Genomic DNA, 14,145 nt, shown 5'->3' on the forward strand with positions numbered 1-14,145 from the left:
CTTGTATATCAACAAATAATGAGGTGAAGACAAGGTGACGATTCAATGGTTTCCAGGTCATATGACCCGAGCCAGACGCCAGATTCAGGATAAGTTAAAGCTGATTGACGTGGTCATCGAACTGCTGGATGCCCGTCTGCCTGTCTCCAGCCGCAACCCGATGATTGACGAGATTTTACAGGGCAAGCCCCGGATGATTTTGTTGAATAAGTCCGACTTGGCGGATGCGAAAGTGACGCAAGAATGGATTGAATATTTCAAAAAAGAGGGAATCACTGCTTTCCCTGTGGATGCTTCAACAGGTACCAACGTGAAAGACATCCCAACACAAGCGAGGCTTCTCCTAAAAGAAAAAATTGACCGTCAAATAGCTAAAGGCATTAACCCTAGAGCGGTTCGTGGACTGATTGTTGGTATTCCAAACGTAGGTAAATCCACGCTAATTAACCGACTGGCTGGACGGAACATTGCGGCAACGGGAGATCGTCCTGGTGTGACGAAGGGGCAACAGTGGATCAAAGTTGGTAAAGAAATGGAACTGCTGGATACCCCGGGTATTCTTTGGCCGAAGTTTGAAGATCAAAACGTGGGTTATCGTCTTGCGGTAACGGGTGCAATTAAGGAAGAGATTCTGAATGCAGAAGACATCGCCTTTTTTGGCATCGGTTATCTGATGCGTTATTACTGGGATTCTCTTGAAGAACGATATGGACTTCAGGAGTTCTCCAAGGATGCGGATGATTCAGACAGCGTTATTGCGATTATGGAACAAGTTGGTCGTATACGTGGTTGTGTTGTAAGTGGTGGGCGTATCGATTTGGAAAAGGCTTCGCGAGCATTTCTGCGTGAACTGCGTGCAGGCAAAATGGGACGTTTCTCTATGGAAGCTCCTTATTAAATACGAAACAACTGCCGAAAGAAGCGGCCGTTACCGGATTACCGGGAGCGGTCGCTTTTTATTTGTCATACTGGAATTTAAAGTAGAGGAACATTGACTGATCTGGAAGGTGAATCTAGAAAATTGCACTTTATGGGATTGTATTGTACGTATATCTGGCTCTCTTAAATCATGCTATGATGAGTGATGAAGATTTAGCCTGCTCAATGCTGAATATCTTCAATTTAAGCCATCAGATACCGATAAAATAATAACTCACCATCGTCTAATGATATATATGCTTCACAGAAGTTTATTTCTTGTTTAAATGGATCTGGTAGAACAAAAATCGGGAATCTACGTCTATATAATAAAATGATATAAAAGTGATGTGTTGAAGCAAGAGTGGGCAGAGGAGATGACATCGTAATGAATGAAATAAATGAGTTAACTGAATTGACGCAACTGGATGCCCTGGTTGAACCGAAAAAGAAGAAAAAAGAATTGGCAGAGCCCAAAGATCTGCTGATCTATGAGCGTGAATATTGGGAAAGCGGATTTGAACGTATTGCCGGAATTGATGAAGTGGGACGCGGTTGTTTGTTTGGAGATGTCGTAGCGGCAGCCGTCATTTTACCTCGTGATCTGATTCTGGAAGGGGTTAATGATTCCAAGAAATTAACGGAGAAAAAGCGTGACGCATTATATGACATCATTATGGAAAAGGCATTGTCAGTTGGGATCGGTTATGCGGATGCAGAAACGATTGATCAACTGAATATTAAACAGGCTGCAAGGCTTGCCATGAAACGTGCGGTAGAAGCGCTTGAGGGCGTGCCAGATTATCTAATGGTGGATGCCGAGAAGGTGGATGTGAATATACCACAGTTGTCCATTATTAAAGGCGATGCAAACAGTCAATCCATTGCGGCAGCATCCATTATTGCGAAGGTTACCCGGGATAGGCTTTGCAAGGAGGACTGGGATACGTTATATCCGGAATATGGTTTATCAATACATAAGGGATATGCAACGAAATTTCATCGTGAACAAATCATGGCTCTGGGTGCTACACCCATGCATCGTCGCAGTTTTCTCGGCAATCTGCTCGGAGAACAGCACACTTTATTTTAATTAGACCACACACGGAGGGAGAGTGAAGGGTTTGAATATAAGTTCCGTGATTCGTGGGTTGCTGGGGGATAGTAAACCGGGAAATGCCAAGCCGCTGGAGTTAAAGGAAGGTCAGGTGGTCCGGGGATCCGTGGTTAGTGTATCCGATGATGGAGCAGATGCGGTTCTTCAGATTCAGGGTGTACAGGTGCGTGCAAAACTGGAAACCCCGCTTCGACCAGGTGAAACAACACTACTTCAGGTACAGCCTCCAGGTGAAAATGGCGTAACGGTCATGAAGCCACTCACGGGTGCATTGGCCGAACTTCCACAGGCGTCTTTGAACAATTTGCTTCAGGAGGTAGGTTTGCCGGATACCAAAGGTAATCGGGAATTATTGTTAGCCATGCAGCGAAGTGGGTTACCTTTAACCAAGGATAATGTAGCGATGGTTCAAAATATGATGACAGCGAAACCTGCACAGGTGCCTGCTGAAGAATGGGTGCAGGCGACAGGTATTGCTTTTCAGCGTGGTCTTCCGGTTACAGCGGAAACGGTAAAGGGCTTGCATCAGGCTGTATTTGGTCCGCCACTGCATCAGTTGTTGAAGGGCTTGGCTGAACAGCTGGAGTCCATGCTGACCCAAACCGCGGGGAAAACGCTGCCGACTGGTGAACAGGCAGCTACAGTGAAACCAACCGTAATGGGTGGAATGACTGTACCGTTAAGCGGAGAACAGACGGGAGTAACGGTAGCTGCGTCAGGCGGTGGGAGAGTGACAGGAGGAACTTCTGGCTTAGCAGGGCAACTCATGCCTGGAGCGCCCGCAGGTGCTGCTCCAGTGGCTGATGGATCGCAGGATAATGCTGGTAATGCGGTGAAAGGCAATGGGCAGACAGGTACGAGTACGGGTACGGGTACGGGAAGCGCTGAAGCTACTGGAGTGAAGTCAGGGGCCAGCAACATTGAAACTGCTGGCAAGGTGGGTGCAGGTATTCCTGCGGGAACCGGAATTCCTGGCGAGAGCCCGCGCACAGCTGACGTGGGCGTTGCTGGGAGCCGCCCGGGCACGCCAGGGGCGGCAGTGGATGCTGCGGCTGGACGAGTGATTGCGGGCCAGCCTGACGGCCGCAGTGAAACGCCTGCTGCTGCGGGGCCTTCTGCAGCAGCAGGGCAGGTGGCGCCAGCAGCTCCATCAGCAGCACAGCTGGCGCCCAAGCTGCTGGCGCTGCTGGACGCGCTGCGTAGCGCGTCCACAGCCGCACCGGCACAGCCCGGTGCGGCGACACAGGCCGCCCCTGCATCGCAGGGCGGCCAGGCGGCTGCGGCTGCCGGAGGCGTGCCGCAGCCTTTGCCAGCCGGCGCGGATGCGCTGCCGGCTGGCGGTAGTGCCGCAGCACCTGCGGGAGCTGCGGCGGCGCCTCTCACCCACGAGGGGGACCCGTGGGTGGGGCGCGTGTTGAAGCTGCTCGGTGCGGAGCACGAGCAGCAGGCAGTGCACGGCGCGGCTGCGCAGGCGCGCGTGGGGGAGGTAGCGAGTCCGGGAACGGCGGACTCGCTGAAGGGCTTGCTGCTGCAGCTTGCCAGCAGCGATGGTGCACCGGCGGCGCTCAAGGATGCCGCCGGACAGGCCGTGCAATTTCTGACAGGTCAGCAGTTATTGCTGACAACGGATCGCAGTGCTGCTTTTGCCCAGATGCACTGGTTTATCCCCATTACCGGACCCGACGGAGAAGAGACAGCTTCCGTCCAGATTCAATCACGCCGGGGACAACGGGGTGAATTGGATGCATCCAACTGCCGCCTGTGGTTTGATCTGGATATGAAGAGTCTCGGCCCAACGCTGGTGGATGTGCATGTTGTCAATAATATCGTCAGTCTTCGCGTCCTGAATGATCGTGAAGGAATGGGGTCGCTTCTGGAAAGTGGGCGTGAAGAGATCCACCGGGCGTTGGACAAGCTGGGCTATCAGTTGCTGACCTTCAAGGCAGAACCATGGCCTGTTGGCCAGGAACCAGGTGCAGAACGGAAAATGACTGCCTCTGACTACAGTCCTGAACGATACAAAGGGGTGGACATGCGGGTATGAAAGAGGATTCGCAACCGGACCTGATTTCCAAAAAGGCCGTTGCATTAAAATATGTACCTGGTGAGAGTGAAGCGCCAGTCGTGGTGGCCAAAGGCCGTGGCAAAGTGGCAGAAGCCATTTTGGATAAAGCCAAGGAAAATGGTGTTCCTGTTCAGGAGGATGCTGCACTTGTCGAAGTGTTATCTAAGCTGGATCTGGATGAACAGATTCCGTCGGAGCTGTATCAACTGGTGGCCGAAGTGTTAACCTATATTTATCGAGCCGACCGTCTGGCTTCTGGACGAGAGGAAGAAGATTCATGGTAGAGCGCAGATCAGATCAGGGTGCAGCTTCAAAACTGACACGTCAGCAAAAAGGACGATTGGGTGAAGAGGCTGCTTGCGACTGGCTACGGGAGCATCATTATCGGATTCTCCGTCAAAATTGGCGTTGCCGAAGCGGAGAGATTGATATCGTTGCTGCCCATGAAGGCATGATCATTTTTATTGAAGTCCGCAGTAGAAGCGGAACTGGAAAGTATGGTACACCCCAGGAGTCGGTAGATATCCGTAAAATGCAGCAGGTACGTGCAACCGCATCTGTATATTTGCAAATGACGGGAGAGACCAATCATCAAATCCGTTTTGATGTGATCGCAGTAATGCTGGATAAAGCGGGCGAAACCGTCTCGCTCAATCATATTATTAATGCATTTTGAGCTGCTACTATATTCGCGATTTATTAGCTGTGTTAACCCACGAGAAAGACACTAGAAAAAGTGTCTCTCTCGTGGGTTATTTTGATTTGGAACAGGTTGAGGTAAAAATGAACTTAAGAGCAGCAACACATTACATTTCATAACATAGATACATTTTGTATCGATTTGTTGGCAAAATTATTCATTTATCCCCGTTGTTTTTACTTCCCTATCTGAGTGTAAACAAGCTATGTCTAATAAATAATTTTCTAAATAAAAGTTCAAACGATGTGTTTCAATTCGGGCTATGCTACTAAGTTACCTGTTATAAAGTGCCCTCTTTCTCCTTACCATGTATATGTCCTTTTCAAAGTTCGTTTTAATTCAATAAACAATGAAGCTTCGCTATGTATCTAACTTGTTTCTAGACGACGAAAAGAGATTAAAGTTCTTAAAATAATTAGATACAAAATGTATCATTTATAATAAAATGAAAAAAGAAAATCAAAAAAAGAGGTGTGAACTATGAGAGAAATTCAATCTGCTGCGGCAAAGAAAGAGAAACAGGTGTGGGAGACCCCTCGAATGGAAGTGCTGGATATTAGCGAAACCATGAACGGCGGTGAAGGAATTTGGCAATATGTATGGGGCGGGGAGTTTTGGAAGCTCGAAATGCTAGTTAGTTAGATAGATAAAACGAGTTCATAGGGTCACCGGACTTACTACTATATATGGATGAGGTGAACGATTGTCATGAGTATTCAATGGAAATGGATGATTCGTTTAAGTGTGTTTTTATTATTTTTAGGGGTGTGTGGTCTGTTGCTTTCTGGGACGACATATGCTGCCTCCAAAGATGCTTTTGCGGAGGGGCAAGTTAATCAACTTGCTCAAATTTCAAGAGTTTTTGGGAAAATTACCGATATGGATGGTTTTCCGTTGAAAGATGCAAATGTAAATATCAAGATGTACACCTTCGAAAACAGCGAAATAGCAACCAAAACAATTAAAACCAATTCCAAGGGAGAGTACAATTTTGAAACAACGTTAAGTGAAGGCATACGCATCAATATTAGTACGGTTGCCAAGGGGTACTTGGATACCAACAAGAATTATATTAGCTATTATTTGATTCCGGGAGAAACAAGGGAATTTAATTTTTCCCTCTATGAACCAGCAACAGTTGTAGGCAAAATTACTGATCAATCAGGAAAACCAGTTGTGGGTGCTGTAATTAAAGTAACAACTGTCAGCCAGTCTGTAAAGACGGACAAGGATGGCAACTACGCAATTACAGGTATTAATCCTTATTCCGCCCCTGATATTGTGGTTTCGGTTGATGCAGATGGATATGTTCCTTACACAAAATATCTTTTTCTATACACCGCCGGTGTTACAGAGAAGTTGAACATAACACTTCAAGAGGCCGCCAAGGTGAGTGGCTTGGTGCAAGATGAACAGGGGAGGCCAGTGGCTGGGGCCACGGTATCTATTAATAATCTTAAGATGATAACAGACAAACAAGGCAAGTATTCCATGGATCGACTGTCTCCGGGAATAAGCATAATCTCTGTCGAAGCGGATGGTTATATCAACCAAACGATTAGGGTAACTTTGGTCAAAGGACCTAACAATACATTTGATTTTTTCCTTAAAAGTAATGTGGACAAAACCCCGCCTGTAACCAAATATGCTTTAGTTCCTTTGACAGAAATATCCAACGGAAAACAATATATTAATGGATTTAATTTTAAGTTAAAGGCAACGGACGAAGTTAAGGGATCAGGTTTGAAAATGACCCAGTACAGAATCAATGGGGGTGAATGGATCACGTTTACCGTACCAATAAAAATTTATGCACCTGATGTCAAAACAGTGGAATATTTCAGTACAGATGTCGCTGGCAACCAGGAGAAAATCAACAAAATGGATTTTGTGAATGGGAAGTTTGAGGGAGCAGGATCATACCCCTATTGATTAAATAGCTATTTATAATGAAGAAAGGCGACGTCACTTGAATCCCTTCGCGGGGTAAGAGTCGAAGTCGTCTTTTTAGATCTAAAATAACTGAACGAAATAATGTTGTAAGCATTCCTTTGAATCCAATGAACCGATCAGTGTATAATCAAGATTGTAATCCAGTTTGCTGCACTATTTGTTTTTTTATAAATGAGTCGATTCACATCGCAGGTTTGAACTGCGGTCACGGATAATTTTTATAATCTGGGAGGCATGGTCATGAGTAAATCTACCCAAACGGGTAACGCTGTAAGAGAAGCCATTGAAAACCGTCGCACCGTCAAAAAATTTAAAAAAGAAGCTGTTCCCACACAGCAGATTGTTGATCTGTTGGACACAGCCGTATGGGCACCCAATCATAAACTGCGTGAGCCGTGGCGGTTTTTGCTATTTAGCGGAGATGGACTGAACAAGCTGGCAGACGCTATTGATGCAGAGATGGGAGAGGATAACAAGTTCTCTGCCAATATCAAGCAAGTCCCAGCCGTTATGCTTGTAGTCATGGAAGAAGATCCGCGCCAGAATGTCTGGGATGAAGATTTTGCAGCAGTGAGTGCGTTGGTACAGAACTTCCTACTCGCAGCATGGAGTGAAGACATTGGTACCTTCTGGGTAACCAAGCCGTTCCTGTATGGACCCAAATTCCGTAAGTCCCTTGGTATTCAGGCTGGGGAAAAAATTATCGGCATGGTTTACATGGGGTATCCAGAGGTTATTCCTTCTGCCAAAGAACGTACACCAGCCAAGGACAAGCTGACTATATTTGAATAATTGATATCTTGTTGGCTATACTTTTGAACGTGATGCGTATGCAAAGCCCCTGCACGTATGCCTCTCATAAAGAGGATATATGCAGGGGTATTTGATATGTAAATCTATGTAATCTTGAATTTGAAATCTACAGATTTCTCGTTTGAATGTATCAGGATTACTGAATAGTGAGGACAGATATTTCCCTTTAAAGCTTTATTGCTGGGTGACCCTCAAAATAAATTCAGATCCAACTGCCGATACTGAATCGCCTCAGCCACATGAGCTGTCAAAATGACGCCATCATGATCCAAGTCTGCGATCGTCTGGGCCATCTTAATAATACGATCATGTGCACGCATGCTCAGGTTCAGTGCTTGCAGTGTCTGCTGGAGCAGTTGGTCTGCTTCTTCAGGCAGACGGATCGTTCGACGCAGAAGGGTTCCTGATAGCTGGCTATTCCAGCGAACTGAACTATTAGCATATCGTGCAGCCTGAATTTGATGAGCATGAATGACTTTGCCCTGCATTTCCGCAGATGAAGGAGAAGCGCCTGCCTTGCGCCACTCGCCTGGGGGAGGAACTTCGACCTGAAGGTCGATGCGATCTAGCAGTGGTCCCGAAATTTTGGCACGGTAGGCGGCAACACGGGCAGGACTGCATATACAGCGTTGATCGTCTGACTGGGCAGAGAGATATCCGCAAGGACAGGGATTCATAGAGCAGGCGAGCATGAATTGTGCTGGAAATGTGAACGCGGCTCTCGCCCGGCTAATGGTGACTTTACGATCCTCCAATGGCTGCCTCAACACTTCAAGGACTTGCCGCTGAAACTCAGGCAGCTCATCCAGAAACAATATACCCCGGTGGGCAAGACTCACCTCGCCCGGCTTGGGGATTCCGCCGCCTCCAATTAGTCCGGAAGTGGAGATCGTATGGTGTGGAGAACGAAAGGGTCTGTCTGCGATAAGACCATTCGAGGTATCTTTCAGCTTGCCAGCGGCACTTAGTACTTTGGTTACTTCCAGCGCTTCGTCTTCAGTCAATGGGGGAAGAATCGTAGGCAGCCGTTTAATTAACATGGTTTTCCCTGTTCCTGGCGGGCCGACCAGCAAAATATTGTGCATCCCTGCTGCGGCAATCATGAGTGCCCGCTTCACATGATGCTGTCCCAAAACATCACTATAATCATCATCCAGGAACGAAATGTGTTTCGAGCGCTCGCGGTTATTCGAATCTTCGCAGTCTGGAATTCGAACAGAAAGGTGGGCGTAGTCTTTTAAAACAATAGGCCCCGTATTTTGAATTGTTCCATTCGTGCTCTTTGCAGCTGTTACACTCTCTGGAACGATATCTTGCAAATGACGAATGCCATATACCTGAATACCCCGAATCAGCGAAGCCTCTTCCAGATTATCGGCAGGCAGAAGAACGGAGGTAAAGCCTTGGCGTTTTGCCAAATCTACCATAGACAAAATGCCAGGCACGGATCTCACTGAACCGTCCAATGCCAGCTCACCCACCACCAATGACCGTTCCTGTACTGGAAGTACCAGCTGACCACTTGTTGTAAGTAAACCAATAGCAATGGCAAGATCAAAAGAAGATCCTTCCTTGCGCAGATCGGCAGGGGCGAGGTTAATCGTAATCCGCTGTAAAGGATACTGGTAGCCACAGTTTTTTATAGCTGCACGAACGCGTTCAACCGCTTCACGAATAGCTGAATCCGGTAATCCGATAATAGACGTCTGGGGTAAACCATTCGACAAATCTGTTTCCACTTCAATTAAAACACCGTCAATTCCATATAAACAGGCACTATGCAGTTTTCCGTACATAATAAAAGAAACACCTCACTTCGTCCTTGGCGCGCATAATACGGGCCAGTCTACGAATTAAGGTGCTTCCTCAGCTTCTAACAAGCATTTTATATAAAAGGAATCAGGGCGTCAACCCGTCATCGCTGCTGCTGTATCTATCCCTGACTCTGGATTGTTACAGTTTAACGCACGAAGTTTCCCATAGAATTAAAGGATGTTCAGTTCCGAATCAATGTCGCGCTGTTGTGGTGGCGTAAGTAGACGAGTGGTGAGCTGTTGCAAACTATTAAGAATTTTTTGTAATGTGGTCATATATTGATGATTATCTATGCTTAAATTATATTTTATACAATTAAATTTATTGCTATTAAATATAAAAGTAAAATCATTTGTGCTCAATTATTCTGTTTTTTTTCTAATTTATGATAAGATAGATGAAGAGTTCCTTACAATTCCCATGTTCTAGCAGTTATATTAGGGGGGAATCTTTATTATAAGGAATATAGAATGCACAATAGGTAGGTGAGTCAGTTATATGCAGAATGAAAGTTTGAAGCTGGATAATCAATTATGCTTTGCCATATACGCTTGTTCACGTGAAATTACGAAGATGTATCAGCCCTATCTTGAGGTGCTTGGTGTAACTTATTCTCAATACCTGGTCTTGATGGTGTTGTGGGAACGTGAAGAATGTACGGTTAAGGAAATCGGAGAGGCACTTTACCTCGATTCAGGCACATTGACGCCTCTTCTGAAACGTTTGCAGTCAGCAGGACTTATTCATCGCGAACGTTCAGCCCTGGATGAACGAAAAGTATTAATTACACTTACAGACTCTGGGCGGGAACTTCGCCATAAAGCCTTGTCTATACCTGAAGCAATCCAGGAAGATGCGTGTCTGAACAGCTCAGAGTTCGAATCTTTACTGGGACAGTTCAAGGGCCTGCTGGAGAAAGTTCATCAGACCAACACCAAAGAAGTCAGAAAATAAAATGTATCGTCGTATTACAATCAAGAAACCTTGGCTTATTAGCTAAGGTTTTTTCCATTAATATCCAAGCATTCACAATATGGGATCATACTCATATCAAAATACTGTCTATTAACCATTACTTTTTTAAGGAAAGCGTTTTAAAAACATGTTACAATGAATTGGGTTTAAGTGAAAATAGTCAACATTTGTCTTTTGTTAGTCTACCAACCCGCCTTGTTGCAGTCATGTTGATAGGAGGATTCGAGAATGAATATCCATGAATATCAAGGAAAAGAAGTACTGAAACAGTATGGAGTCACCGTTCCAAACGGAAAGGTTGCTTATACAGTCGATGAAGCGGTTGCGGCCGCAGAGGCACTGGGCAGTCCAGTGACTGTAGTCAAAGCGCAAATTCATGCAGGTGGCCGGGGGAAAGCCGGCGGCGTGAAAGTAGCAAAAAGTATCGACGAAGTTCGTGCTTACGCATCCGAAATTTTGGGAAAAGTATTGGTAACACACCAAACTGGACCTGAAGGCAAAGAAGTGAAGCGTCTTCTGATTGAAGAAGGATGCGATATCCGCAAAGAGTATTATGTGGGTGTTGTTGTGGACCGTGCCACAGGACGCGTCGTGATGATGGCTTCCGAAGAAGGCGGTACAGAGATCGAAGAAGTAGCTGAAGCTACACCTGAGAAAATTTTCAAAGAAATTATTGACCCTGCAATTGGATTGCAAGTGTTCCAGGCACGTAAACTGGCCTACAGCATTCGTATTCCGAATGAGTTGGTGAACAAAGCAGTTAAGTTTATGCTTGCGTTGTACAAAGCATTTGTCGAAAAAGATTGCTCCATTGCCGAAATTAATCCACTCGTTGTTACCGGAGATGGAAACGTTATCGCGCTGGATGCAAAATTGAATTTTGATTCCAACGCCTTGTTCCGTCACAAAGACATTCTGGAACTGCGCGACTTGGATGAAGAAGACGAAAAAGAAATCGAAGCTTCCAAATACGACCTGAGCTACATAGCACTTGATGGAAACATCGGCTGTATGGTCAATGGTGCGGGACTTGCGATGGCGACGATGGATATCATCAAATACTATGGCGGCGACCCGGCCAACTTCCTCGATGTTGGGGGCGGTGCGACAACAGAGAAAGTGACCGAAGCTTTCAAAATCATTTTGTCTGATGCCAAAGTAGCGGGTATCTTCGTTAACATTTTTGGCGGCATTATGCGTTGTGATGTCATTGCCAATGGTGTTGTTGAAGCCGCGAAGCAGCTTGGCCTGACTAAGCCGCTGGTTGTTCGTCTTGAAGGAACTAACGTGGAACTTGGTAAACGTATTTTGGGTGAATCCGGCCTGAATATCGTTCCTGCTGATTCTATGGCCGATGGTGCACAGAAAATTGTTGCCCTCGTAAAATAAGTTCATTCCTGGGCAAATTGCTGCCTTAGTTCCGGAGCTGTCCGGCACTTGAAAAATAACCGTAAGGATGTGAAGCAACGTGAGTATTTTGATTGATAAAAATACAAAAGTCATTACGCAAGGCATTACGGGTTCAACGGGAATGTTCCACACGAAGGGCGCATTGGACTACGGAACCCAGATGGTAGGCGGCGTTACACCGGGTAAAGGCGGAACCAATGTTGATATTACACTGGAAGATGGCAAAGTAGTCAGTCTCCCAGTGTTCAATACGGTACAGGAAGCGAAGGAAGCTACGGGCGCAACAGCGAGCGTCATCTACGTTCCTCCGGCATTTGCAGCGGATTCCATCATGGAAGCTGTGGACGCAGAGCTGGATCTCGTGATCTGTATTACCGAAGGTATCCCGGTACTTGATATGGTCAAGGTTGACCGTTTCATGGAAGGCAAAGATACCGTTCTGATCGGACCAAACTGTCCGGGCGTTATTACACCAGGCGAATGCAAAATCGGCATCATGCCAGGTTATATTCATATGCCTGGTCATGTTGGCGTGGTATCCCGTAGTGGAACACTCACGTATGAAGCTGTTCATCAATTGTCTGCACGTGGAATTGGACAATCTTCTGCTGTGGGAATCGGGGGCGACCCGGTTAAAGGCTCCGAGTTCATTGATATCCTGAAACGGTTCAATGAAGATCCGCAGACACATGCGGTCATCATGATCGGTGAAATCGGCGGTACGGCTGAAGAAGATGCGGCAGAGTGGGTACGCGATAACATGACCAAACCGGTAGTTGGTTTCATTGGTGGCGTTACTGCGCCTCCAGGGAAACGCATGGGTCATGCAGGCGCTATTATCTCTGGTGGTAAAGGTACAGCCAAAGAAAAAATTGCGAAACTGGAATCTTGCGGAATCAAAGTTGCTCCAACGCCAGCTGAAATGGGCTCGACTCTTGTGAGCGTACTTGAAGAACGCGGTATTCTGAATTTGTGCACGACACACTAATTCTTTTCCGTTATAATAGAAGAAACGGTTCAGGAATTTAATTTCCTGGTGAACCGACTATTGATAATGCGGAAAAGGTAAGCAACCTTTTGTCCTGAACAGGGCGAAGGGTTGCTTTTTTGCGTTTTTTTACCGGGTGAAAATGAGCTTGGTTATCTGCCTGCGAGAGTAAACGCTTGCATTCCGTTGTCACATAACACACAATATGAGGGAAGATTTTCTTCCCGATATGGGAGGTTTTTGATATGGAAGAAAGATGGATTTTGATTGGACTGCATGAAACGGATGGTATTGGTAAGAAAACAATCTCCAAACTGTTATCAGGACAACATCAACTGACGGATCTTCTGCACTATAAAGAAGGAGATTGGATTGCTGCGGGATTACGCAAGGATCAGGCTACACGTTTAACCAAACAATTCAATGTCGACTGGATTGAGCAGAGACAAGAGAGTGTTTATAAACTAGGAATTGAGGTCGTTACCTATCTGGATCAGGATTACCCCATATTAATGAAGGAAACCGTTCAGCCACCCTGGGTAATGTACGGTCGTGGAGATCTGAATCTGTTGCACACCCAATCCATTGCAATGGTAGGAACCCGCATGCCCACGGTATACGGACGCAAAATTGGTGAGAAGCTAGCGGAGCAATTATGCAAGGCTGGTCTGACAATTGTAAGTGGGCTAGCCAGAGGAATAGATAGTGTGTGTCACGATGCGGCACTCCGTTCAAATGGCAAAACCATTGCGGTATTTGGGACAGGAATTGACAACATCTATCCTCCTGAAAATACAAGTCTTGCCGAACGAATTGCCGAAACAGGGCTGCTCTTGTCAGAATATCCTCCAGGTACGCGTGCACGTCAGGGATTATTTCCGGAACGCAATCGGATCATTGCTGGGTTAACTCTGGGTACGCTGGTCGTTGAGGCTGATATCCGAAGCGGATCACTCATTACTGCAGATGCTGCTCTTGAAGCGGGAAGAGACGTGTTTGCAGTCCCAGGTCCCATTACATCTCCCAAAAGTCGAGGTTCGCACAATTTGATTCGTCAGGGGGCAAAATTGGTGACCTGTGCCGCAGATTTATTGGAAGAGTTTCAATTGGACTTGCCAAATATGGAGCAACTTCCTTACAATAGAGGACGTTCAACGGAAAGCAGTGAAACTTCGAATCAAGGAATATTCCCTGTCGTAAAACTATCTTCAGATGAACAACGTGTTATTTATCTGCTAGAGCGGGAAGAGCAATCCCTGGATCAACTTGTGGAACAGCTCAAATGGGATTTTGGACATTTGCATTCAGTTCTGTTATCTTTAATCATAAAAAAGCAGATTAGCCAATTACCTGGAACGAAATACGCAAGGGTATGACGATGCTGCATTAAG

General features: G+C 46.1%; 13 protein-coding genes. 12 read left to right on the forward strand and 1 reads right to left on the reverse strand.

Translation table 11 applies throughout. The features are described from left to right. Nucleotides 1-34 precede the first annotated feature (34 nt). The 8 genes from ylqF (at nt 35) to AMS66_RS27445 (ending at nt 7,545) form a co-directional block, all read left to right on the forward strand. Nucleotides 35-898 (forward strand): ribosome biogenesis GTPase YlqF, encoded by an 864-nt coding sequence (gene ylqF / locus AMS66_RS27415; protein ID WP_053783778.1) that lies wholly within the window; start codon nt 35-37, stop codon nt 896-898. Between the two features lie 408 nt (nt 899-1,306). Next, nucleotides 1,307-2,011, forward strand: coding sequence for a ribonuclease HII (locus tag AMS66_RS27420; protein WP_082350922.1), 705 nt, complete (start codon nt 1,307-1,309; stop codon nt 2,009-2,011). 31 nt (nt 2,012-2,042) lie between these two features. Next, the gene (locus tag AMS66_RS27425; RefSeq protein WP_053783779.1) at nt 2,043-4,079 is read left to right on the forward strand and encodes a flagellar hook-length control protein FliK; all 2,037 of its coding nucleotides are present in this window, start codon (nt 2,043-2,045) and stop codon (nt 4,077-4,079) included. Then, nucleotides 4,076-4,384 (forward strand): EscU/YscU/HrcU family type III secretion system export apparatus switch protein, encoded by a 309-nt coding sequence (locus AMS66_RS27430; protein WP_024630195.1) that lies wholly within the window; start codon nt 4,076-4,078, stop codon nt 4,382-4,384. Before AMS66_RS27425 ends, AMS66_RS27430 begins: the two co-directional genes overlap by 4 nt. After that, nucleotides 4,378-4,776 carry a YraN family protein gene (locus AMS66_RS27435; protein ID WP_053783780.1) on the forward strand — a complete coding sequence of 133 codons (399 nt, stop codon included), beginning with the start codon at nt 4,378-4,380 and terminating at the stop codon, nt 4,774-4,776. Before AMS66_RS27430 ends, AMS66_RS27435 begins: the two co-directional genes overlap by 7 nt. A 504-nt stretch (nt 4,777-5,280) precedes the next feature. Continuing rightward, entirely contained in the window at nt 5,281-5,442 is a 162-nt protein-coding gene (locus AMS66_RS32545; RefSeq protein WP_144424623.1) for a paeninodin family lasso peptide, read from the forward strand. 66 nt (nt 5,443-5,508) lie between these two features. Then, nucleotides 5,509-6,732, forward strand: coding sequence for a carboxypeptidase-like regulatory domain-containing protein (locus AMS66_RS27440; RefSeq protein ID WP_053783781.1), 1,224 nt, complete (start codon nt 5,509-5,511; stop codon nt 6,730-6,732). A 261-nt stretch (nt 6,733-6,993) separates the two neighbouring features. Further along, nucleotides 6,994-7,545 carry a nitroreductase family protein gene (locus AMS66_RS27445; RefSeq protein ID WP_053783782.1) on the forward strand — a complete coding sequence of 184 codons (552 nt, stop codon included), beginning with the start codon at nt 6,994-6,996 and terminating at the stop codon, nt 7,543-7,545. 212 nt (nt 7,546-7,757) lie between these two features. Here AMS66_RS27445 and AMS66_RS27450 read toward each other — a convergent pair whose 3' ends face one another. Continuing rightward, the gene (locus AMS66_RS27450) at nt 7,758-9,362 is read right to left on the reverse strand and encodes a YifB family Mg chelatase-like AAA ATPase (protein WP_053783783.1); all 1,605 of its coding nucleotides are present in this window, start codon (nt 9,360-9,362) and stop codon (nt 7,758-7,760) included. Nucleotides 9,363-9,879: 517 nt separating this feature from the next. Here AMS66_RS27450 and AMS66_RS27455 point away from each other — a divergent pair. The 4 genes from AMS66_RS27455 (at nt 9,880) to dprA (ending at nt 14,130) form a co-directional block, all read left to right on the forward strand. Next, nucleotides 9,880-10,335 (forward strand): MarR family winged helix-turn-helix transcriptional regulator, encoded by a 456-nt coding sequence (locus AMS66_RS27455; protein ID WP_053783784.1) that lies wholly within the window; start codon nt 9,880-9,882, stop codon nt 10,333-10,335. A gap of 249 nt (nt 10,336-10,584) precedes the next feature. Continuing rightward, nucleotides 10,585-11,745, forward strand: a complete 1,161-nt coding sequence (gene sucC / locus AMS66_RS27460) for an ADP-forming succinate--CoA ligase subunit beta (protein ID WP_053783785.1) — start codon at nt 10,585-10,587, stop codon at nt 11,743-11,745. A 79-nt stretch (nt 11,746-11,824) separates the two neighbouring features. Continuing rightward, nucleotides 11,825-12,754: a succinate--CoA ligase subunit alpha gene (gene sucD / locus AMS66_RS27465; protein ID WP_024630202.1), complete on the forward strand. Its 930-nt coding sequence runs from the start codon at nt 11,825-11,827 to the stop codon at nt 12,752-12,754. 245 nt (nt 12,755-12,999) lie between these two features. Continuing rightward, nucleotides 13,000-14,130, forward strand: coding sequence for a DNA-processing protein DprA (dprA, locus tag AMS66_RS27470; protein ID WP_053783786.1), 1,131 nt, complete (start codon nt 13,000-13,002; stop codon nt 14,128-14,130). Nucleotides 14,131-14,145: the final 15 nt, after the last annotated feature.

The sequence above is a fragment of the Paenibacillus xylanivorans genome (assembly GCF_001280595.1).
In the GTDB taxonomy this organism is placed as follows: domain Bacteria; phylum Bacillota; class Bacilli; order Paenibacillales; family Paenibacillaceae; genus Paenibacillus; species Paenibacillus xylanivorans.